Raw genomic sequence first — 21,449 nt, forward strand, 5'->3', positions numbered from 1 at the left:
GGGATCGGATCAGGCTTCGGATCCGGGATCGGATCGGGCTTGGGATCCGGGATCGGGTCGGGCTTCGGATCCGGGATCGGGTCGGGCTTCGGATCCGGGATCGGATCGGGCTTGGGATCCGGGATCGGGTCGGGCTTCGGGTCCGGGATCGGGTCGGGCTTCGGATCCGGGATCGGGTCGGGCTTCGGGTCCGGGGTCGGATCGGGCTTGGGATCCGGGGTTGGATCGGGCTTGGGATCCGGGGTTGGATCGGGCTTGGGATCCGGGGTCGGATCGGGAAGTGGCGTAGATGTCTGAGGAGGTGAAATTATGACTATCCTGGGCTCAGCAGAACTAGCCCCCACTCCTCCGCTACTTTTACCACTATTATTGTTTAACTCAAGATCTCTCGAAATATTTAAGGACATATTCCCGGGTTCCATCGTGCGTTCCTACCAGATTATTATATTTGTTTCGCTGAATGGCATATTATTGTTTTGGCACAACCCCTAGGTTGCGGCTCTTAGTTAATGTTGCCCGGAAATGTATTTTTGTCAATGAATCGACTTTAAAAATATAATACAAGTAAATTCTAACAAAAAATTGATACTTATTCCTAATTGTAAAGTTATGAGAATTCATCTATCAAATTTAACTAGACAAAAAATCTTAAAATCATAAATGAATAAATAAAAAGCTATGTCCAAATGTGACTCGCATTGATTGTTGATCAACAAATTTGTATTTTGAATTGTGGAAAATATCGAATTCCATCATACCATTTATGGCTGGAGCTGTATCAGCTAAATCGCAAGCGCCACAGCGCCGACAGTAGTAGTATCACAACAAAGGGCGGGTGATACATCGCATCACCCGCCCGAAAATTTTTAACGACGACGATTCAGCTTACCGCGACCTGGACCCCTCCCCCGAATTCCAGGACCTCAACGTTGCGCACCACGTCGTTGCCGTAGATCTGGCCGGCCCCGGTGTGGGCAACCAGCGTGCTGCCATCGGCCTGTGTGGTGACGGTGTAATCAGACTGGGCGCCGTTGAAGAAGGCGATGTCGCGCCCTTCCCCACCGTTGATCTGGTCGTCGCCATGGCCGCCGCGCAACTCGTCGTCGCCGGCACCCCCTTCCAGGATGTCGTCGCCGAAGCTGCCGAACAACTGGTCGGCACCGTCGCCACCGCGCAGCGTGTCGTTGCCGGTGCCGCCCCGGACGCTGTCGTCGCCGGTGCCACCTTCGACGATGTCGTCGCCGGTGCCGCCATCGACGTCGTCGTTGCCAGCCCCGCCGCGCACCGTGTCGTTGCCGAGGCCGCCGCGGACGAGATCGTCGTTACCTTCGCCGTCCAGCACGTCGTCGCCGATCCCGCCGAACAGCAGGTCGAGGCCGCCGCCGCCGAGCAACTGGTCGTCGCCCGAGCCGCCTTTCAGGAAGTCGTCGCCGGTGCCGCCGGACAGCGTGTCGTTCTCGACCGCACCGTCGAGCACGTCGTTGCCGCTGCCTCCTTCCAGCGTGTCCTCGCCGACGCCGCCGACCAGGAAGTCCTCGCCGACGCCGCCGATCAGGCGGTCGTCGCCGTCACGGCCGAAGATGATGTCGTCACCGGCCAGGCCGTCGATCGTGTCGTTGCCGGTCGTGCCCAGCAGGATGTTGTTGCCTGCGTCGGCCCCGGACGAGGGGGGCGGCGGGGGTGGTGGCGGAGAGGGCGGCTCCGGCGGGGGTGGAGGTGGTGGTGGTGAGACCACCGGTGGAGGCGGCGGTGGGGGTGGTGGTGGCGGCGGTGGAGAGACCACCGGCGGGGGTGGTGGCGGCGGCGGAGAGGGCGGCTCCGGCGGGGGTGGTGGTGGAGAGACCACCGGCGGGGGTGGCGGCGGCGGAGAGGGCGGCTCCGGCGGGGGTGGGGGTGGAGAGACCACCGGCGGTGGCGGCGGCAGGATTACCGGCGGATCCGGCGGCCCTATCGGCGGGACCACCACCGGTGGAGGCGGTGGCGGCAGAGGCGGCGGCGGTGGCAGAAGCACTGGCGGTTCCGGCACGCCTGGCGGCTGTGCCACAACGGGTTCAGCTGCCGTCGCAGCTTGTACCGGAACCATGCTCGTACCCGACAGATCAGCCATGATCTCGCTTCCCATCAACTTTGTCGTTCTTGCTGGGATGTTCGAGAACAGCGGCTCGCACACCGCCGGATCAAATACACACTGGTATATGCGCCTCTGGTTTCTTCATTCAGTCGAAAAATTTCCCAGCCACTCGGCAATCTAGCTTGTGATGGCGTCGCGTGTAAATGCATCGCTCCATGCGCGGCCCGGCCTGGCCGGCCGGTCTCCGGTGATCGGCGCGTCCCGGACCCGGCCGGGGACGCGCCGTGGCTCCGTCAGCCCTTCAGGAGGCCGCGCCCGGCCAGGTTGCGCATCAGGGCGCCCGCACCGAACTCCCAGGCCGGCACCTTGTCGGTGTGCTGGACCACGTTGACCAGCTTGCCCAGCTTCCCGGTCCAGATGCTCACCGTGTCGCCCACCACGTGGGTGAAGCCCTGGCCCGGGCCGTGGCGGTCCTGGATCGGGGCGAACATGGTGCCCAGGAACAGGACGAAGCCGTCCGGGTACTGGTGGTGCGGGCCGAAGGTCTGGGCGGCGAGGTCGGCCGGGTCGCGGCTGATCGCCGACATGTTGGAGCGGCCTTCCATGCGGAAGCCGTCGCTGCCCTCGACCAGCATGTCGAGCTCGGCGTTGCGCACGTCGTCCAGGCCGAAGGTCTGGTCGAACAGGCGGATGAACGGCCCGACCGCGCCGGATGCGTTGTTGTCCTTGGCCTTGCCCAGGAGCAGCGCGCTGCGGCCCTCGACATCGCGCAGGTTCACGTCGTTGCCGAGCGTGGCGCCGACGATCCGTCCCTGGTTGGAGACCACCAGGACGATCTCGGGCTCCGGGTTGTTCCAGGTCGAGACCGGGTGGATGCCGATCAGCGAGCCGGTGCCCACCGCCGACATCGGCTGGCCCTTGGTGAACACCTCGGCGTCCTTGCCGATGCCGACCTCCAGGTACTGCGACCACGCGCCCTGGCGGATCAGGTGCTCCTTCAGCTCCATCGCCTTATCCGAGCCCGGCACGATCGCGCGCAGGTCGTCGCCGACGATCGCGGTGATCTTCTCGCGGACCGTTTCCGCCTTGGCGGCGTCGCCGCGCGCCTGCTCCTCGATCACCCGCTCCAGCATCGAGCGCACGAAGGTGACGCCGCAGGCCTTGACCGCCTGCAGGTCGCAGGGCGCCAGCAGATGCGGGGTCGAGGGGTCGCGGCGGTCGTGGGCGCTGTTGGCGAGGATCGGGGAGAGGTCGCCGATCTTGGGCGCGCTCGGGTCGCGGGCGATCGCCACCGGGTCGGCGGCGCTGGTGAGCTCGCTCATGGTCGGCACGATGCCGGTGAGATCGAAGACCCCGCCGTCGCGGATCGCGACGACGCAGGGACCGGCGCTCGTCTGCACGCGGCCGACCAGGGTGCCGGCGGTGCCGTCCTTGGGAAGCGTGTCGTCGATGGTCAGGCTGGCATGCACGGGAGGAGCCTCGCTGATGTCGTTGGAACGGGACAGGATGGAGGGGATGCGCCGGCGGGTCAGAGGGCGCGGGCGCGCTCGCGCAGGACGTTCTTCTGCACCTTGCCGGTGGAGGTCTTGGGCAGCGGCCCGAACAGGATGGTCTTGGGCAGCTTGTAGCCGGCGATCTCGCCCCGGCAGTGCTGGATCAGCTCGGCCTCGGTCACGCTCGCGCCCTCGCGCAGGGTGACGAAGGCGCAGGGGGTCTCGCCCCATTTCTCGTCGGGCTTGGCCACCACCGCCGCGTCGATCACGTCGGGATGCCGGTAGAGCGCGCCCTCGACCTCGATCGAGCTGATGTTCTCGCCACCGGAGATGATGATGTCCTTGGAGCGGTCCTTGATCTCCAGGTAGCCGTCCGGGTGCATCACCGCGAGGTCGCCGGAATGGAACCAGCCGTCGGCGAAGGCCGCATGGGTGGCGGTCGGGTTCTTCAGGTAGCCCTTCATGACCACGTGGCCGCGGAACATGATCTCGCCGAGCGTGGTGGCGTCCCTGGGCACCGGCAGCATGGTCTCCGGGTCCAGCACGTCCAGCCCCTCCAGCACGGGATAGCGCACGCCCTGGCGGGCCAGCTTCTCCGAGCGGGCCTTGCTGTCCAGCTGCCCCCACGCCTCCTGGAAGGCGCATACCACCGCCGGCCCGTAGACCTCGGTGAGCCCGTACACATGGGTCACCTCGATGCCGAGCCGGTCCATCTTCTCCAGCACCGCCGCCGGCGGTGCCGAGGCCGCGGTCATCATCTTGACCTTCTGGGAGAACGGCCGGCGCACCTGGTCCGGCGCGTTCACCACCATGCTCATCACGATCGGCGCGCCGCACATATGGGTGACGCCGTGCTCGGCCAGCGCCTGGTAGATCGTCTCGGAGCTGACCTTGCGCAGGCAGACATTGACCCCGGCCTGCAGCACCGTGGTCCAGGGGAAGCACCAGCCGTTGCAGTGGAACATCGGCAGGGTCCACAGATAGACCGGGTGCTGCGGCATCGACCAGACCAGCACGTTGCCCATGGCGTTCAGGTGGGCGCCGCGATGGTGGTAGACGACGCCCTTGGGATCGCCGGTGGTGCCCGAGGTGTAGTTCAGGCCGATCGCCTGCCATTCGTCGGCCGGCAGGATCGGGGCGGCCTTGGGATCGCCGCTCGCCAGCAGTTCCTCGTAGTCCAGCTGCCCCAGCCGCTCATGGGGCCCGTCGAACTCGGGGTCGCACACGTCGATGATCACCGGCGGGTTCGCCACGCCTTGCAGCGCCTGACGGACGATCGGCGCGAACTCGCTGTCCAGGATCAGCGCCCTGGCCTCGCCGTGCTGGAGGATGAAGGCGATCGTGGCCGGGTCGGAGCGGGTGTTGAGCGCGTTGAGGACAGCACCCGCCATCGGCACGCCGTAATGGCATTCCAGCATCGCCGGGATGTTCGGCAGCATCGCGGCCACGGTGTCGCCCGGCCGGATGCCCAGCTTTTCCAGCGCCGAGCCCAGGCGCCGGCAGCGCTCGTTCAGCTCCCGGTAGGTGCGGCGCAGCCCGCCATGCACCACCGCGAGCCGCTCGGGGAAGATGCCGGCGGTCCGCTCCAGGAAGGTGATCGGGGTCAGCGGCGCGAAGTTCGCGTCGTTGCGGTCCAGGCCGACCGCCAGAGCCCCCTCGTCCGGATGGCCCGCATACCGCACCTGCTCCGTCATCGCTGCACCTCCTCCCGCGTTCCGCGAGGTCCGTGCACAGTCCCGACGCCACGTCAAGCAAAGGCCCGGCAGATAGCCCGATCCTCAGCCCGTCGCCGGACGACGCCGCCCGGTCAGTGCACGCAGCCGCCGGCCCCGCAGCCGCAGCCGCCACCGGCACTGGCGGAGCTGGCCCGGTCGCCGACGTCGCAGGCGAAGGCCGGCCGCCCGGCCTGCGCCCCCTTGCCCAGCATCGGCCGGGCCATGGCGCGCGGCGCCGGCGTCGCGCAGCTCGGGCAGGCACGCGGCCGGTCGCTCTCGCTCATCGAGGACCAGTCCTTGAACACGCCGTGCAGGGGGCAATCGTAGGTATAGAGGGGCATGACCGGATCGACGCATTTGGAGGAAAGGAACCCGTGCAGGCTTAACCGTTCAGGAGCCGCGTTGACACCCCTGCCGGCCGACGCCACATCGGCACCTGGGTTGCGCGCGGGCGGGCCGGTGTCACGACGAACGGGTAAAGCGATTGAGCCAGCTGCTGGATTTCGAGAAGCCGATCGCCGAGCTGGAAGGCAAGGTGAAGGAGCTTCGTCACCTGGCCACCGGCTCCGAGCTCGACCTGCAGGAAGAGATCGTCAAGCTGGAGAGCCGGGCCGCCAAGCTGCTCTCGCAGACCTATGCCAAGCTGAACGCCTGGCAGAAGACCCTGGTCGCCCGCCATCCGGACCGGCCGCACTTCAAGGACTATGTCGCCGGACTGGTCGAGGACTGGACCCCGCTGGCCGGCGACCGCGCCTTTTCCGACGACAGCGCGATCCAAGGCGGGCTTGGCCGGATCCGTGGCCGCTCGGTGGTGGTGATCGGCCATGAGAAGGGCCACGACACCGAGGCGCGGGTGAAGCACAATTTCGGGATGGCCCGGCCGGAGGGCTATCGTAAGGCGATGCGGCTGATGCGGCTGGCCGAGCAGTTCGAGCTGCCGGTGGTGACCCTGGTCGACACGCCCGGCGCCCATCCCGGCATCGACGCCGAGGAGCGTGGCCAGGCTGAGGCGATCGCCCGCTCGATCGAGACCTGCCTGAGCCTGAAGGTGCCGGTGGTCTCGGTGGTGGTCGGCGAGGGCGGCTCGGGCGGCGCCATCGCGCTCGCGGTGGCCGACCGCGTCCTGATGCTCGAGCACTCCATCTACTCGGTGATCAGCCCGGAAGGCTGCGCCGCGATCCTGTGGCGCGCCAACGACAAGGCGTCCGAGGCGGCCGAAGCGCTCAAGCTCACTGCCCAGGACCTCCTGGAACTCCGGCTGATCGACGCCGTGGTGGAAGAGCCCTTGGGCGGCGCGCACCGGGGCCGCTCCACCACGATCGGCCGGGTCGGCGATGCGATCGAGAAGCATTTGGGCGAACTGGACGGCGTCGGCGGCGATGACCTGCGCCGCAACCGGCGCGAGAAGTTCATCAAGATGGGCCAGGCCATCGAGGCCTGAGGCTGAAAGCCGTCCCCTCCCGCCCCCAGGCCGGCCGGGTCCGCAGCCAGCGCCAGGCAACCGGAACCAGCGCCAGCGCCGAGACGGCCAGGAGCGGCCCCAGCACGGCAGGATCGGTCATGATCGCCAGGTCGGGGCTGCCGCCGGCGGCGAACACCGCCGCCAGGCCGGCGCCGATGCTGGCCAGCACGTAGGTCGCAGGCGCGATTCCAATCGCGGTGGTCGCCGCGAACACGCCAAGCGGCACCCTGAGCAGGGCTGGCACAGTGTTGGTGAGCCAGGCCGGCATCACCGGCACCAGCCGGATCACCAGCAGGTAGCTCCACATGCCGCTCTGGAAGCCACGCTCCACCGTCTGCAGCCAGGGTCCCGCCCAGCGGCGGAGCGGTTCGCCCAGGCTGGTGCGGGTTACCAGGAAGGTCACCACCGCGCCGAGCGTGCCGCCGATGACCGAGAGCGTGCCGCCCCAGACCGTACCGAAGGCGAAACCCAGGGCCACGGTGATCCACAGCGCGATGGGCAGGCAGGCGGCCACCGCCACCGCATAGGCCAGGACCGCCAGCAGCGGCGCTGCGACCGGGTATGCATCGACCGCGCGGCGCAGCCCGGCGTGATAGGCGCGCAGCGTCTCCTGATCCACATCGCCCAGCAGGATCCAGCCCAGGAGCCCGAGGGCGACCAGCAGGAGGGCAGGCAGGGTTCGCTTCACCTCGGCTCCTCAGGTCCGGCCCCCTTCATTGTGTGGCGACCTTGTCATCCCTAACGGGCAAAGCTAGTTCGCGCTCCAATGGAATCACGCCGGGACGAGTTACCGATGAGTGCGCGCGACAAGTTGATGGGCCTGCTGGCCGAACTTGGCATCGTGGTCCGGACGGAGGAGCATCCGCCCGTCTACACCGTCGAGGAAGCCCAGGCCCATACCGCCCATCTGCCCGGCGGCCACTGCAAGAACCTGTTTCTCAAGGACAAGAAGGGCGAGTTGTACCTGGTGGTGTGCCTGGACGACCAGCAGGTCCGGGTGAATGCGCTGTCCAAGCGGCTGGGCGCAGGCCGGATGTCGTTCGGCAACGAGGAACTGCTGCTCGCGACCCTGGGTGTCACCCCGGGCTCGGTGACGCCGTTCGCGCTGATCAACGATGTCGAGCGCAAGGTCCGTCCGGTCCTGGACGCCAAGATGCTCCGCCACGAGATCCTGAACTACCATCCGCTCACCAACGAGGCGACGGTCTCCATTGGCAGCAGCGAACTCACCCGCCTGCTCGCCCATTGGGGCTACGAGCCGATCATCCTCGACCTGGACGAGTTGCTGGAGGAGCCGGCGGCCTGACGTCGCGTCCGCGCAATTCCCCGTCGCCGCACGGGAAGGCTTGCCAAGTCGCCACGGCCGGCTACCTTGTGAACCACGCCGATTCGTGTCTGCGGGAGAGATCGTGCGCAAGCACGGCGCCGAAGGAGCAACCGCCCCGGAAACTCTCAGGCAGAAGGACCGCAGAAGACACTGGCGCTCTGGAGAGAGGCTGCGACAGGCGGCCCACCGAAGGGGAGCGAAGCCGTGACCGGGTGACCGGACAGGGCTCCGTGTAAGCTCTCAGGTACGGGACAGAGGGGGTGCACCCGATCCGGATTTTCTGGATCGGTCCTGCGTCTGCCGGAGGTCCCGTTGACCGATACGATCAAGACCACGCCCCTCCACGACCTGCACCGCGAGCTCGGGGCGCGCATGGTGCCGTTCGCCGGGTGGGACATGCCGGTCCAGTACCCCACCGGCATCCTGACCGAGCATCTGCACACCCGCCAGGCCGCCGGCCTGTTCGACGTCTCCCATATGGGCCAGCTGCTCGTCACCGGGCCCGACCCGGCCGGCGCGATCGAGCGGCTGGTTCCGGCCGACATCGCGGGCCTGGGCGAAGGCAAGGCGCGCTACACGGTGCTGACCGCGCCCGATGGCGGGATCCTGGACGACCTGATCGTCACCAAGGACGCTCCGGACCGGCTGTTCGTGGTGGTGAACGCCGGCTGCGCCGATGCCGACATCGCCCATCTGAAGGCGGCGCTGGAGCCCGAGCACAAGGTCGAGCACCTGGCCGACCGGGCGCTCCTGGCCGTGCAGGGGCCCCAGGCGATCGCCTGCGTGGCCCATCTGGTTCCCGAAGCCGCCGACCTGGGCTTCATGGAGAGCCTGTGCGCCAAGGTGCAGGGGGTCGAAGTGCGCGTCTCGCGGCTGGGCTATACCGGCGAGGACGGTGCCGAGATCAGCGTGCCCGCCGCCCATGCGGTGAAGTTCGCCCGCACCCTGCTCGCGATGGAAGCCGTGAAGCCGGTGGGCCTGGGCGCCCGCGACTCGCTGCGCCTGGAAGCGGGCTTGTGCCTCTACGGCCACGACATCGACCTGACCACCTCGCCGATCGAGGCGAACCTCGCCTGGACGATCGGCAAGCGCCGCCGCGAGGGCGGCGGTTTCCCCGGGGCCGAGCGGATCCTGCGCGAGCTCGCGGAAAAGCCGGCCCGCCGTCTGGTCGGCCTGAAGCCGGAGGGCAAGGCCCCTGCCCGCGAAGGCGCCGAGATCACCAGCTTGGACGGCACGCCGATCGGCAAGATTACCTCGGGCGGCTTCGGCCCCAGCGTCGGCGGCCCGGTGGCCATGGGCTATGTCGCCGCCGCCCATGCCGCAGCCGACACCCCGGTCCAGATCCTGGTGCGTGGCCGGCCGCTGGCCGCCACCGTCGTCAAGCTACCTTTCACGCCGCATCGCTACGCCCGCCGAGGAGCCTGATCGCCATGACCACCCGCTACACCAAAGACCATGAGTGGATCCGCGTCGAGGGCGATACCGCCACGACCGGGATCACCGACCACGCCCAGGAGCAGCTGGGGGATGTGGTGTTCGTCGAGTTGCCCGAGGTCGGCAAGGTCGTCGAGCAGGGCGGCGACATGGCGGTCGTCGAGAGCGTCAAGGCTGCCTCGGAGGTCTATGCCCCGATCTCCGGCAAGATCGTGGCGGTGAACCAGTCGATCGTGGATGAGCCCGGCTCGGTCAACCAGAGCGCCGAGGGCGATGCCTGGTTCTGCAAGATCGAGGCCTCGGACCTGTCCGAGATCGACGAGCTGATGACCCGCGAGGACTATGACGCCTTCCTCGCGACGCTGGATTGAGGACCGTTCATGACCTTCGAGGATCTGCCCCTGGCGTCGCTGGAAGACCATGACGCCTTCGCCCGCCGCCATATCGGCCCCGATGCGGGCGAGCAGGCGGCGATGTTGGAAACCTTGCGCCTGGCTTCCCTGGACGAGCTGATCGAGCAGACCATCCCGGCCGAGATCCTGGCCAAGCGCCCGTTCGCGCTGAAGCCGCCGGCCAACGAGCACGAGGCGCTGGCCGAGCTGCGCGGCTATGCCGCCCGCAACACGGTGGCGATCTCGCTGATCGGCATGGGCTATTACGGCACCCACACGCCCAACGTCGTGCTGCGCAACGTCCTGGAGAACCCGGGCTGGTACACGGCCTACACCCCCTACCAGGCGGAGGTCAGCCAGGGCCGGCTCGAGGCGGTGCTGGTGTTCCAGCAGGTCGTCGAGGACCTGACCGGCATGCAGATCGCGAACGCCTCCCTGCTCGACGAGGCGACCGCGGCGGCCGAGGCCATGACCATGGCCATGCGCGTGGCGAAGTCGAAGTCGCGCCGCTTCTTCGTGGACGCCGACACCCACCCGCAGACCGTGGCGGTGCTGCGCACCCGCGCCGAGCCGCTCGGCATCGAGGTGTCGGTGGGCGATGCCGAGGCGGAGCTGCCCGAAGACCTGTTCGGCGCCCTGCTCTCCTATCCCGGCTCGTCCGGCCAGGTCCGCGACCTGCGCCGGCACATCGAGGCGGTGCAGGCCAAAGGTGGCCTGGCGATCGTCGCCTCGGACCTTTTGGCCCTGGCCGTGCTGACCCCGCCCGGCGAGATGGGTGCCGACGTGGTGGTCGGCTCCGCGCAGCGCTTCGGCGTGCCCATGGGCTTCGGCGGACCGCACGCGGCCTTCTTCGCCACCAAGGACACGCACAAGCGCTCCATGCCCGGCCGCCTGATCGGCGTGTCGCGGGATGCCGCCGGCAACACTGCCCTGCGCATGGCGCTGCAGACCCGCGAGCAGCACATCCGCCGCGACAAGGCGACCTCCAACATCTGCACCGCCCAGGTGCTGCTCGCGGTGATGGCGGCCTTCTACGCCGTCTATCACGGGCCGGACGGCATCCGCCGGATCGCCCAGCGCGTCCACCGGCTGACCCGCATCCTGGCGCGCGGCCTGGCGCAGGCCGGCGTCACCGTGGAGACCAGCGCGTTCTTCGACACGCTGACCCTCCACATGCCCGGCCGGGCCGAGGCCATCGCGAAGGACGCGCACGGCTGCGACATCGATCTGCGCCGCATGGGTCCCGACCGGCTCGGCCTCTCGCTGGACGAGACCTCCACCCGGGCCACGGTCGAGGCGGTGCTGGCCCTGTTCGCCGACCGCCCGGCCAGCGTCGACGAGCTCGATGAAGGCTTGTCCGCCGTTCTGCCTTTGCCGCTGCAGCGCCAGTCCGCCTACCTGCAGCACCCGACCTTCTCGCTCTACCGCAGCGAGACTGAGATGCTGCGCTACCTGCGCCACCTGCAGGCCAAGGACGTGGCGCTCGACCGGTCCATGATCCCGCTGGGATCGTGCACGATGAAGCTGAACGCCACGGCGGAGATGATCCCGGTCACCTGGCCGGAGTTCGGCCAGATCCACCCGTTCGCGCCGGCCGACCGCTGGCCCGGCTACCGGATGCTGCTGGACGATCTGGAAAGCTGGCTGGCGACCATCACCGGCTTCGACCGGGTGTCGCTGCAGCCGAACGCGGGCAGCCAGGGCGAGTATGCCGGCCTTCTGGCGATCCGCGGCTACCACCGCGCCCGCGGCGACGTCGGGCGCGACGTCTGCCTGATTCCGTCCTCCGCGCACGGCACCAATCCCGCCTCGGCGGCGATGGCGGGCATGAAGATCGTGGTGGTGGCCTGCGACGGGCAGGGCAATGTCGACCTCCCCGACCTGGAGGCGAAGATCGCTGCCAACGAGGGCCGGGTCGCCGCCTTGATGATCACCTACCCGTCCACCCACGGCGTGTTCGAGGAAAGCATCCGCGCGATCTGCGACCGGGTGCATGCGGCCGGCGGGCAGGTCTACATGGACGGCGCCAACCTGAACGCGATGGTCGGCCTGTGCCGGCCGGCGACGTTCGGCGCGGACGTCAGCCACATGAACCTGCACAAGACCTTCTGCATCCCGCACGGCGGCGGCGGCCCGGGCATGGGGCCGATCGGCGTGAAGGCGCACCTGGCCCCCTATCTGCCCGGCCATCCGGTGGTGGCGGGCGTCAATCCGGACGCGGTGGCGGGCGAGCCCGACCACACCGTCTCGGCGGCCCCCTGGGGCTCCGCCTCGATCCTGCCGATCTCCTGGATGTATATCCGGATGATGGGCGTGGAGGGCCTGGCGCAGGCGACCCGGGTGGCGATCCTGAACGCCAACTACGTGGCCGAGCGCCTGGAGCCGCACTTCCCGGTGCTGTACCGCGGCAAGCGCGGCCGGGTCGCGCACGAGTGCATCATCGACCTGCGGCCGCTGAAAGAAGCGTCCGGCATCACGCCCGAGGACGTCGCCAAGCGCCTGGTGGACTACGGCTTCCATGCGCCGACCATGTCGTTCCCGGTGGTCGACACGCTGATGATCGAGCCCACGGAGAGCGAGAACAAGCGCGAGCTCGACCGTTTCTGCGACGCCATGATCTCGATCCGTGCCGAGATCGCCAAGGTCGAGGACGGCACCTGGCCGCTGGAGGACAATCCGGTGCGCAACGCCCCGCACGTTCCGGGCGGCCTGCTCGGCCAGAACTGGAACCACGCCTACGATCAGGCCACCGCCTATCATCCCGGCCGGCATCCCTTGTGGGAGGACAAGTACTGGCCGCCGGTGGCGCGCGTCGACAACGTTTTCGGCGACCGCAACCTGATCTGCTCCTGCCCGCCCATGGAGGCCTGGCAGGAAGCAGCCGAGTAGTCTGGCAGGAAATGCCCGCCGCCCGGCAGGAATTGCCGGGCGGGCGTCATGACTTTCCGACAGGCCGTCGCGATCTTTGACGACATTGGCCGGGACCGAGCCTGACCACGGGCTTGGCCCGGCCTTTGCTGTTCCGCCCTCGGGATTTTCTTCGAGGGTTGCCGATCGTGATGCCGCGCTGCCTTGCTCCATTTCTGGCTGTCCTGGTCGCCCTGGCCGGATGGCTCGTCCAGCCCTCGCCCGCGGGTGCGGTGTCGTCGCGCGTCAAGGACGTCGCTGATTTCGAGGGCGTCCGCGACAACATGCTGGTCGGCTATGGCCTGGTGGTCGGGCTGAACAGCACCGGGGACACGCTGCGCAACGCCGCGTTCACCCAGGAAAGCCTGACCGCGATGCTGGACCGGCTGGGCGTGGCGACCCGCGGCGGCAGGCTGAACACCAAGAACGTGGCTGCGGTGATGGTCACCGCGACCCTGCCGCCATTCTCGCGCCAGGGCAGCCGGCTGGACGTGGCGGTGAGCGCGCTGGGCGACGCCAAGTCGCTGAACGGCGGCACCCTGCTGGTCACGCCGCTGCTGGGCGCCGATGGCGAGGTCTATGCCGTCGCCCAAGGCGCCCTCACCACCGGCGGCTTCGAGGTCGGCGGCCAGGCGGAGAAGGTCACCCGCGGCGTACCCACCAGCGCCCGGATCCCCTCGGGCGCCATCGTCGAGCGCGAGATCGCGTTCGCGCTGGCGGACCTGCAGGAGATCAAGGTTGCGCTGCGCAACCCCGACTTCACCACCGCGACCCGGATCGCCGCCGCCATCAACCGCTGGTCCAAGAGCGACGGCGCCAGGGCGGTCGATCCCGCCACGGTCGTGCTGGCGGTGCCCGGCACCTACCAGGACCGGATCGCCCTGCTGATGAGCGAGGTCGAGCAGCTCCGCATCGATCCCGACCAGCCGGCGCGCATCCTGGTCGACGAGACCAAGGGGATCATCGTGATCGGCGAGAACGTCCGGATCAGCACGGTGGCGATCGCCCAGGGCAACCTGACGGTGCGCATCACCGAGACGCCGCAGGTCAGCCAGCCCAACCCGCTCTCCAACGGCGAGACGGTGGTCACCCCGCAGACCAATGTCGAGATCGACGACCAGAGCGGCCGTCGCATGGCGGTGGTCGGCGGCGAGGTGACGCTGCAGGACCTGGTGGACGGGCTGAACGCCATGGGCGTCGGGCCGCGCGACATGATCGGGATCATCCAGGCGATCAAGGCGGCCGGCGCGCTGCAGGCCGAGATCGAGGTGATGTGATGAGCGACCCGATGCTGCATGCCCACGGCCTCGACGCCCCCTCGCCCGCCGCGCTCCGGCCGGGCCCTGGCCGGGCCGGCCCGGACCGGACCAGCGAGGTCGAGGAGGCGGCCCGCCAGTTCGAGAGCGTGTTCCTGGCCAGGATGCTGGAGGAGATGAGCACCGGCTTGTCCGGCTCGCTGCTCTCGGGCGGTCAGGCCGAGCAGACCTGGCAGTCCTTCATGAACGACGAGTACGCGAAGCTGATCAGCCGGTCCGGAGGCATCGGCGTGGCCGATGCGGTCCAGAAGGCCATGCTCGGGGCCCAGGAGGTCGGATGATGGAAGCACTGGAACGCGTGACGGTGGTGATGGCGCTGATGCGCCAGCTCCGTCAGGTCATGGAGCAGGAGATCCTGCTCCTGCGCGGCATGCGCCTGGAGCGGCTGGAGGAGGTCGTGGCGGAGAAGACCATGCTCTGCCAGGCCTATGAGGGGGAACTGCGGGCGCTGCGCCGCGAGCCCGAGCTGCTGGCGGCGCTGGATCCCTCGATCCGCGCCGAGCTCGAGCATGCGACTCGGGACTTTCAGGCCCTGGCGGCGGCGAACCTGCGCGCCCTGGACGCGGCGCGGTCGGTGGTCGAGCGGGTCATGCGCCATATCGGCGCCAGCCTCGAGGCCGCCCCCTTCAAGCCGAAGCTCTACCGCCAGGGCGCGCCCCGCCCCTCGATGAGCGGCGAGGTCATCGCCCTCGCCTTCGATCGACAGGTCTGACGCCATGACCCTCAGCAGCACGCTCGCCAACGCCGTCAGCGGCCTGAATGCCGCGCAGACGGCCCTTGCGACCACGGCGGCCAACGTCGCCAACGTCAACACCCCCGGCTACTCGCGCAAGGTCGTCCAGCAGGAGAACCGGCTCCTGGCCGGCCAGGGGGCCGGCGTCCGCTCCCTGGACGTGGGCAGGATCGTCGACCAGTTCCTCGGCACCGAGGCGCGCGCCCAGGCGACCCGCCTCGGCCGGACCAGCGCCCTGGCCGATGTGCAGCAGCGCATCCAGGACACCGTGTTCGGCGCGCCCGGCGATGCCGGCCGCGACATCCACACGAAGCTCGCGAGCCTGCTGACCTCCCTGGACGCGCTGGCCGCCACGCCCGAGCAGGCGGCGGCGCGGATCGAGGTGGTCAACCAGATCGCCGAGGTGCTGCGTGGCCTGGATGCCGGCATGCGCGCGGTCCAGTCGATCCGCGCCGATGCCGACCACGCCATCGGGGAAGAGATCGGCGCGATCAATGCGGGCCTGGCCGAGCTGGCCGACATCAACCTCCAGCTCGCCCGCGGCAACGGCGGGGCGAACCTGCAGGACCGGCGCGACCAGATCCTGGCCGGCCTTGCCGGGCGGATCGACCTTCAGGTCGGCTGGCAGGACAACGGCCAGCTCACCCTCACCACCCGGACCGGGATCGTGCTCCTGGACGGCCCGCCCCGGCAGGTCGTCTACCAGCCGGCGTCCTCGGCCGCGCCCGAAGGGACGTTTGGCCGGATCGGGGTCTACCAGCGCACCGACATCGATCCAACCACCGGCCAGCCCCGGCCCGGCGCCCGCTCCGACGAGCTGGTCAGCGCCGGCGCCCGTGCGCGGCTGACCCCGGAACTGGTCGCCGCCGGAGCGGCACCGATCGTGTCCAGCCTGCGCGGCGGCACCTTGCAGGGGCTGGTCGAGGCGCGCGACCGGACGCTGCCGGAGCTGGCGGACCAGCTGTCGGAACTGGGTGACCTGCTCCGCTTCACGCTCAACGCCGCCCATAACGGCTCGGTGTCCCTGCCGCCGCCCAACAGCCTGACCGGGACCAGGGCTGGCCAGGCTGCCGGCGACCCGTTCGCCGGCACCGGCCAGGCGACCTTCGCCCTGGTCGACCGCGGCTCCGGCGCCACTGCGGGCGTGTTCCGGATCGACCTGTCGACCCTGGCCTCGGTCGGCGACGTCCAGGCGGCGATCACCGCCGCCTCGGCCGGCAGCGTGGTGGCCTCGCTGGACCCGGAGGGCCGGCTGGTCCTGGCCTCGGCCGATCCCACCCTGGGCCTGGCCCTGGCGGAGGGCGACAGCGCCATCGCGGGAAGCGACGCCGCCGGCCACGCGCGGACCTTCGGCTTCTCGCATTTCTTCGGCCTGAACGACCTTGTGGTGGGCGCCGACAGCGGCCGGGCCGGGTCGGTGCGGCCGGACATCGCCGCCGACCCGTTCGGGCTGGCCAGCGCCCGGCTCGACGTTGACGCCGCCCCCCCGCTGGCCGCGACGCTCGGCGGCAAGGGAGACGCAAGAGGTGCCGCGGCTCTGTCCTCGGCGCTGCGCACCCCCTCCATGACGGTCGCCCGGGGCGGCCTGCCTGCCTACGCGACCACGCCGCTCGGCTATGCCGCCGACATCACCAGCCTGTCGGCCTCGCTCGCCGCCGAGGCCGGCCGGGCCCGGGACGCCGACCAGGCGCTGGCGTCCGACCTGGAGAGCCGGATCAGCGGCCTGTCCGGCGTGAGCCTGGACGAGGAGATGTCGCGGCTGATCCTCTACCAGCAGGCCTATGCCGTCTCCGCCCGGATCATCTCGATCACCGACGACCTGTTCGGCGAGCTCTTGCAGATCGCCCGCTGACCGGAGCCTTGCCATGACCAACCGTATCGGCGACTTCAGCCACCACGCCCGCCTGTCCGACCTGATGGGCCAGACCCGCGCCCGGGTCCGCGACCTCGAGATCGACGTCGCCACCGGCAAGGACATCCGGCGATTCTCGGAGATCCCGCAGGACACCGGCCTCCTGCTGCGCACCCGCGCGCAGCTGTCCGGCAACGCGCAGTTCGTGGTGCAGAACGAGCGGCTCACCGACCAGCTGCAGGCGATGGACGGTGCCCTTGGCGACGTCGTCACGATCGCGGAGCGCCTGCGCACGCTGCTGGTGCAGCGGCTGAACGACCCGACCGGCCGGGACATGCCTCTGGAGGTCGAGTTGGCCGGCATGACCGAGCAGGTCGCGGCGCAGCTCAACTTCACCTCCGACGGCCGCTATCTGTTCTCCGGCACCGCCACCGACCGCAGGCCGGTCCAGCTGCCCGCGGGCCCCATCACCAGCGCCGACCCGAGCCTCTACTACCAGGGCGACGCGATCGACCGCACCGCCTGGCTCGACGCGCAGGTCGAGCTGGTGCTGCCGGCACGCGCCGACGATCCGGCCTTCGCCGACCTGCTGGCAGCGCTCGGCAGCACGCTTGCCGCCCATGCCGCCAACGACCGCCCGGCGCTGGAAGCGGCCCTGGCCGGGGCCGACCGGGCGCTTTCCGGGGTGCTGGCCCTGCGCAGCTCGGTGGGAGCGGCCGCAGCGCGGGTGCTGGACGTCACTGAGGGCCAGCGCGCCGCGAGCGACTACCTGGACGAGACCCGCTCGCGCATCGAGGACACCGACATGGCCCTGGCGATGACCCGCATGGCCCAGGACAAGGTCACGATCGAGGCCTCCTACCTGATCGTCAGCCAGATCAGCCGCCTGTCGCTGGCCGACTATCTGCGCTAGGCGCGCTGCCGGTCGCGGGCGTCACCGAGGCGACGGGCGCCGCTGCGCACCTGGGCGGGCGCCACCGCCTGTTTCAAGGCAGCGGGGAAGAGCATACGGACCTGAATGCCAGATCCCCACCCGAGGCGCGGCCGCCTGGATCATCGCCATCTGGTCTGGATGCGCCCGGGGCCGGACGCTTCGGGCCGAGCCCGCCTGGAGGCACCCTCCCCGGCCATCTGCCTTCCTCAAGCGCGCCTGGACACGGGCGCCGGCCATTTGGGCCCGCCCCAGGCGACGGCACGGCGAGACCATGGCGCCAACCCGCCGATGCCTGGCGGATGCGCCCGATATCGGGGTGCTTCCGGATCCGGCCAGCAACGGTTTGTTAAGGATTGCACGTTATCGTCCTGGTCATGGAGTTACTCGTCGAGGGACGACACGCGTGACCGTTGCAGCAGCTTTGGCCGATCTGCCTCCCCAGCCCGGCCTCCTTTCCGCGCCGGACATGACGGCGGCCCATCTCGAGACCCGGTTCGGCAGCATCCGGGTGGATCCCGACCGGCTGCTGTTCTTTCCCGCGGGGATGCCGGGCTTCCCGGGCTGCCAGCGCTTTCAGCTGGAACGGCTCACGGGCGGCGGGCTGCTGCTCCTGCAGTCGGTGGATGACAGCGAGGTCGGCTTTTTCGTGATCCCCCTGGCCGAACAGGGCGGGCTGATCCGGCGCGCGGACCTGATCGCCGCCTGCCGACTGGTCTCGGTGGATCCCCTCTGCACCGAGTTCCTGGCCATCGTCACGGCCCGTCGCGGGCCAGGCGGTCTGGAACTGCTGGCCAACCTGCGGGCGCCCGTCCTGATCGACACCCGCCGGCAGCTGGGCATCCAGGTAGTGCTGGCGGATGCGAGCTATCCGCTCCGTCATCCGGTCATGGCCTCGAACTGACCCGGACCGGAGCCCGCAACCATGGCATCGACCAGCAGCCCGGCAGTCCGGGCCCGCCCGGGCCGCGCCCCGCATGGCCAGGACGGCCGCCGCGCCGCAGCCCAGGCCATGCTGATGGCGGCCGCCGAGCGCCACCGGGCGAAGGATTACCGGACCGCCCGGGACCTTTACCGGCAGGTGCTGCGCCACGATCCGCGCCAGCCGGACGCCCTGCATCTCCAGGGCATGGCCATGGCCGCCCTGGGCGAGGTGGCCGCCGGCGAACGGCTGGTCCGCCGTTCCATCGCGCTGCACCCTGGGCGGGCAGCGTTCTGGTCCAATCTCGGCAATCTTCTCAGCCGCTCGGACCGCAAGGCGGCCGCCGTCGATGCCTACGGGGAGGCGATCCGCCTGGACCCGTCCTTCGCCGACGCGCGGGCCAACCTGGCGGGCGCGCTCGCCTCGCAGGAGCGCTATCCGGAAGCCGAGCAGGCCGCGCGCGCCGCCCTCGACCTGGCGCCGGACCATCCGACCGCCCTGGCCAACCTGGCTGGCGCGCTGATCGGCCGGCACCGGTTCGAAGACGCGGAGGCGCCGCTGGAGCGCGCCCTGGCGCTGGCGCCGGACGGCTACGACAGCTGGTACAATCTCGGCCATCTTTCCATGGCCCGCGGCCGCGCCGACGAGGCGGAGCACGCGTTCCGGCAGGCGCTCCGACTGGATCCCCATGCGCTCGAGGCGGTGCGCTGGCTGGGCTATGCCTGCACCCGCACCCGCAAAGGCGAGGAAGCTGAGGCGCATCTGCGCCGCTTCCTGGCGGCGCGCCCCGGCCCGTCCAACGTGCACTCGATGCTGGGACATCTCCATGTGCAGCGCGGCCGCCTCGCAGACGGGCTGGCGCTGCTGCGCCAGGGGGTGGCCCGTCCCGATGCCCAGTCGGCCGAGCATTCGACGCTGATCTTCGACCTGAACTACGATCCGTCGATCGACCCGGTCGCGCTGCGGGCCGAGCATGAACGCTGGGCGCGCCGCTTCGCGTTGCCCCACGTGCTGCGCAGCATGCCCGCCTGCACCGGCCACGATCCCGAGCGCCGGCTGCGGGTCGGGTTCATCTCGCCGGACTTCCGCGGCCATTCGGTCAGCTTCTTCTTCCTCCCGCTCCTGCGCCACCTGGACCGGAGCGAGGTCGAGACCTTCTGCTATGCCTACGTCGATCGCCCCGATGCGATGACCGGGCGGCTGCGCGAGGTCGCGGACCACTGGCGTGACGTGCGCCGCCTGTCGGACGACGAGATCGACCGGCAGGTCCGCGCCGACCGGATCGACATCCTGGTGGACCTGGCCGGGCATACCTCGGACAGCCGCCTGCTGGTCCTGGCGCGCCGCCCGGCCCCGGTCCAGGCGAGCTATCTGGGCTACCCCAACACGACGGGGACGGCCGCGGTCGACTGGCGGATCGTCGACGCGATCACCGATCCGCCCTGGGCGGACGCCCATTCCGTGGAGCGGCTCCTGCGCCTGGACCGCTGCTTCCTGGCTTACGAGCCGGTCGACTATCCCGAGATCACCGACCCGCCATGCCTGGTCGAGGGTGTCGTGACCTTCGGCTCGTTCAACAACATGGCGAAGCTCAACGGCGCGGTGTTCGACCTGTGGGCCAGGATCCTGCATGCCGTGCCGGACTCGCGCCTCCTGCTCAAGCACGACATGAGCCACGACCCGGTGGTCCAGGCCGATGTCACCGCCGGGTTCGGCGCGCGGGGCATCGAGGCCGGGCGGATCCGGCTGGCGCAGCGCTCCGACAGCCGCCTGGACCATCTGCGGACCTATGGCCGGGTCGACATCGCCCTCGATCCCTTCCCCTATGGCGGGACCACCACGACCTGCGAGGCGCTGTGGATGGGCGTGCCGGTCGTGACCCTGGCGGGCGACCGGCACAGCAGCCGCGTGAGCGCCTCCTTGCTGCACGGAGTCGGCCTGCCTTCCTGCGTCGCGTCCACCGGCGACGACTATGTCCTGACCGCCACCGAGCTGGCCGGTTCCGCCCCGATGCTGCGCACCCTGCGCCGGATGCTGCGCGGGGAGATGGCCGCCTCGCCGGTCATGGACCAGGCCGCTCTGGGCCACAGCATGACCCGGGCGTTCCGGGAGATCTGGCGGGACCATTGCGCCCGGGCGGCGCGCCGGTGACCGCCGGGCCCGACCGGCTCCCGGATCGGACGGTTATGGCCCATGACCCCATCGCTCCCCCCTCGGAGACCGACATGATCGTCATGCAGAGCCCTTGCGGGCCACCGGATCCAGCCTTGGCCATGGACATACCAACGGAGGCCGGGCCTGGCGCCGGCATGTCCGGGCAGGACGAGATCCGGCTGCATATCGGCGGCGTCCAGCCGCGCCCCGGCTGGAAGATCCTCAACATCCAGCCAGGCCCGCATGTCGACTTCGTCGGCAGCTGCACCGATCTCGGCCAGTTCCCGGACGGCTCGGTGGCGGAAGTCTATGCTTCCCACGTGTTCGAGCATCTGGGCTACCAGAGCGAGCTGCCGGCGGTGCTGGAAGGGGTGCGGCGGATCCTCCGGCCGGGCGGCTGCCTGCGCGTCAGCGTGCCCGACCTGGAGATCCTGTGCCGGATGTTCGTCCATCCAGCGCTCGGGCCGGACGCCCGCTTCCATCTGATGCGGATCATCTATGGCGGCCAGACCAACCCCTACGACTTCCACAAGGTCGGGTTCACCCTCGAGTTCCTGGGCCATTTCCTGACCCGGCACGGGTTCCGCGACATCCGGCGGGTCGCAGGCCACGACCTGTTCGACGACACCAGCCGCCTGGTCCTGTTCGGTCATCCAATCAGCCTGAACCTGGTGGCCTATGCCTGAACGCAGGCTCCGGCCCGTCTGGCTCGGGCCACCCGGTTAACCTTAACGCTCGTG

19 protein-coding genes and 2 riboswitches are annotated in these 21,449 nt (G+C 69.5%); of the genes, 13 read left to right on the plus strand and 6 right to left on the minus strand.

Features of this window, described 5'->3' with window-relative positions:
• The 5 genes from GEMRO_RS35050 to GEMRO_RS34820 all read right to left on the minus strand — a co-directional run.
• Positions 1–422 (minus strand): hypothetical protein (locus GEMRO_RS35050; RefSeq protein ID WP_240476565.1); only part of this gene is annotated, 422 nt, incomplete at its 3' end.
• A 458-nt stretch (positions 423–880) separates the two neighbouring features.
• Complete coding sequence (locus tag GEMRO_RS26855) at positions 881–1,735, minus strand: calcium-binding protein (protein WP_051328557.1); 855 nt, start codon at positions 1,733–1,735, stop codon at positions 881–883.
• A gap of 629 nt (positions 1,736–2,364) precedes the next feature.
• Entirely contained in the window at positions 2,365–3,540 is a 1,176-nt protein-coding gene (locus tag GEMRO_RS0101360) for a fumarylacetoacetate hydrolase family protein (protein ID WP_035484570.1), read from the minus strand.
• Positions 3,541–3,599: 59 nt separating this feature from the next.
• Positions 3,600–5,258, minus strand: coding sequence for an acyl-CoA synthetase (locus tag GEMRO_RS0101365; RefSeq protein ID WP_051328558.1), 1,659 nt, complete (start codon positions 5,256–5,258; stop codon positions 3,600–3,602).
• A gap of 113 nt (positions 5,259–5,371) precedes the next feature.
• On the minus strand, positions 5,372–5,620 hold the full coding sequence (locus tag GEMRO_RS34820; RefSeq protein ID WP_035484572.1) for a zinc ribbon domain-containing protein: 249 nt from the start codon (positions 5,618–5,620) through the stop codon (positions 5,372–5,374).
• A gap of 143 nt (positions 5,621–5,763) precedes the next feature.
• Here GEMRO_RS34820 and GEMRO_RS0101375 point away from each other — a divergent pair, with 143 nt between their 5' ends.
• On the plus strand, positions 5,764–6,720 hold the full coding sequence (locus GEMRO_RS0101375; RefSeq protein ID WP_027132581.1) for an acetyl-CoA carboxylase carboxyltransferase subunit alpha: 957 nt from the start codon (positions 5,764–5,766) through the stop codon (positions 6,718–6,720).
• On the opposite strand, the gene GEMRO_RS26870 is transcribed toward GEMRO_RS0101375, so the two are convergent.
• Positions 6,692–7,429 (minus strand): TVP38/TMEM64 family protein, encoded by a 738-nt coding sequence (locus GEMRO_RS26870; RefSeq protein WP_051328559.1) that lies wholly within the window; start codon positions 7,427–7,429, stop codon positions 6,692–6,694. The genes GEMRO_RS0101375 and GEMRO_RS26870 overlap by 29 nt on opposite strands.
• A gap of 105 nt (positions 7,430–7,534) precedes the next feature.
• Between GEMRO_RS26870 and GEMRO_RS0101385 the strand changes: the two genes are divergently transcribed.
• From GEMRO_RS0101385 to GEMRO_RS0101445, 12 genes are all read left to right on the plus strand, one after another.
• On the plus strand, positions 7,535–8,047 hold the full coding sequence (locus GEMRO_RS0101385; RefSeq protein ID WP_051328560.1) for a prolyl-tRNA synthetase associated domain-containing protein: 513 nt from the start codon (positions 7,535–7,537) through the stop codon (positions 8,045–8,047).
• An 82-nt stretch (positions 8,048–8,129) separates the two neighbouring features.
• A riboswitch (glycine riboswitch) is annotated at positions 8,130–8,219 on the plus strand.
• A riboswitch (glycine riboswitch) is annotated at positions 8,220–8,333 on the plus strand.
• 47 nt (positions 8,334–8,380) lie between these two features.
• Entirely contained in the window at positions 8,381–9,493 is a 1,113-nt protein-coding gene (gcvT, locus tag GEMRO_RS0101390) for a glycine cleavage system aminomethyltransferase GcvT (RefSeq protein WP_027132583.1), read from the plus strand.
• A gap of 5 nt (positions 9,494–9,498) precedes the next feature.
• A complete protein-coding gene (gene gcvH, locus GEMRO_RS0101395) occupies positions 9,499–9,873 on the plus strand; it encodes a glycine cleavage system protein GcvH (RefSeq protein WP_027132584.1) in 375 nt (124 codons plus the stop codon).
• 9 nt (positions 9,874–9,882) lie between these two features.
• A complete protein-coding gene (gene gcvP, locus GEMRO_RS0101400; protein ID WP_035484575.1) occupies positions 9,883–12,783 on the plus strand; it encodes an aminomethyl-transferring glycine dehydrogenase in 2,901 nt (966 codons plus the stop codon).
• 170 nt (positions 12,784–12,953) lie between these two features.
• On the plus strand, positions 12,954–14,078 hold the full coding sequence (locus GEMRO_RS0101405) for a flagellar basal body P-ring protein FlgI (protein ID WP_035486085.1): 1,125 nt from the start codon (positions 12,954–12,956) through the stop codon (positions 14,076–14,078).
• Positions 14,078–14,398: a rod-binding protein gene (locus GEMRO_RS0101410; protein ID WP_027132587.1), complete on the plus strand. Its 321-nt coding sequence runs from the start codon at positions 14,078–14,080 to the stop codon at positions 14,396–14,398. The genes GEMRO_RS0101405 and GEMRO_RS0101410 overlap by 1 nt, the downstream gene beginning before the upstream one ends.
• The gene (locus GEMRO_RS0101415) at positions 14,395–14,829 is read left to right on the plus strand and encodes a hypothetical protein (protein WP_169728296.1); all 435 of its coding nucleotides are present in this window, start codon (positions 14,395–14,397) and stop codon (positions 14,827–14,829) included. The genes GEMRO_RS0101410 and GEMRO_RS0101415 overlap by 4 nt, the downstream gene beginning before the upstream one ends.
• 4 nt (positions 14,830–14,833) lie before the next feature.
• Entirely contained in the window at positions 14,834–16,702 is a 1,869-nt protein-coding gene (locus GEMRO_RS0101420) for a flagellar hook-associated protein FlgK (protein WP_027132589.1), read from the plus strand.
• Positions 16,703–16,715: 13 nt separating this feature from the next.
• Positions 16,716–17,615: a flagellin gene (locus GEMRO_RS0101425; RefSeq protein ID WP_027132590.1), complete on the plus strand. Its 900-nt coding sequence runs from the start codon at positions 16,716–16,718 to the stop codon at positions 17,613–17,615.
• A gap of 424 nt (positions 17,616–18,039) precedes the next feature.
• Complete coding sequence (gene fliW / locus GEMRO_RS0101435; protein ID WP_169728297.1) at positions 18,040–18,537, plus strand: flagellar assembly protein FliW; 498 nt, start codon at positions 18,040–18,042, stop codon at positions 18,535–18,537.
• Between the two features lie 21 nt (positions 18,538–18,558).
• The gene (locus tag GEMRO_RS26875) at positions 18,559–20,706 is read left to right on the plus strand and encodes an O-linked N-acetylglucosamine transferase, SPINDLY family protein (RefSeq protein WP_051328561.1); all 2,148 of its coding nucleotides are present in this window, start codon (positions 18,559–18,561) and stop codon (positions 20,704–20,706) included.
• Between the two features lie 122 nt (positions 20,707–20,828).
• Positions 20,829–21,395, plus strand: a complete 567-nt coding sequence (locus tag GEMRO_RS0101445; RefSeq protein ID WP_205624873.1) for a class I SAM-dependent methyltransferase — start codon at positions 20,829–20,831, stop codon at positions 21,393–21,395.
• Positions 21,396–21,449: the final 54 nt, after the last annotated feature.

The sequence above is a fragment of the Geminicoccus roseus DSM 18922 genome, assembly GCF_000427665.1.
GTDB classification, from domain to species: Bacteria; Pseudomonadota; Alphaproteobacteria; order Geminicoccales; family Geminicoccaceae; genus Geminicoccus; species Geminicoccus roseus.

Excerpts from the sequence above, each read along its gene's own strand:
- GEMRO_RS0101365 (WP_051328558.1), bottom strand. The coding sequence starts at position 5,258 with ATGACGGAGCAGGTGCGGTATGCGGGCCATCCGGACGAGGGGGCTCTG.
- GEMRO_RS34820 (WP_035484572.1), bottom strand. The coding sequence starts at position 5,620 with ATGCCCCTCTATACCTACGATTGCCCCCTGCACGGCGTGTTCAAGGAC.
- GEMRO_RS0101385 (WP_051328560.1), top strand. The coding sequence starts at position 7,535 with ATGAGTGCGCGCGACAAGTTGATGGGCCTGCTGGCCGAACTTGGCATC.
- gcvH (WP_027132584.1), top strand. The coding sequence starts at position 9,499 with ATGACCACCCGCTACACCAAAGACCATGAGTGGATCCGCGTCGAGGGC.
- gcvP (WP_035484575.1), top strand. The coding sequence starts at position 9,883 with ATGACCTTCGAGGATCTGCCCCTGGCGTCGCTGGAAGACCATGACGCC.
- GEMRO_RS0101405 (WP_035486085.1), top strand. The coding sequence starts at position 12,954 with ATGCCGCGCTGCCTTGCTCCATTTCTGGCTGTCCTGGTCGCCCTGGCC.
- GEMRO_RS0101410 (WP_027132587.1), top strand. The coding sequence starts at position 14,078 with ATGAGCGACCCGATGCTGCATGCCCACGGCCTCGACGCCCCCTCGCCC.
- GEMRO_RS0101415 (WP_169728296.1), top strand. The coding sequence starts at position 14,395 with ATGATGGAAGCACTGGAACGCGTGACGGTGGTGATGGCGCTGATGCGC.
- GEMRO_RS0101420 (WP_027132589.1), top strand. The coding sequence starts at position 14,834 with ATGACCCTCAGCAGCACGCTCGCCAACGCCGTCAGCGGCCTGAATGCC.
- GEMRO_RS0101425 (WP_027132590.1), top strand. The coding sequence starts at position 16,716 with ATGACCAACCGTATCGGCGACTTCAGCCACCACGCCCGCCTGTCCGAC.
- GEMRO_RS26875 (WP_051328561.1), top strand. The coding sequence starts at position 18,559 with ATGGCATCGACCAGCAGCCCGGCAGTCCGGGCCCGCCCGGGCCGCGCC.
- GEMRO_RS0101445 (WP_205624873.1), top strand. The coding sequence starts at position 20,829 with ATGGACATACCAACGGAGGCCGGGCCTGGCGCCGGCATGTCCGGGCAG.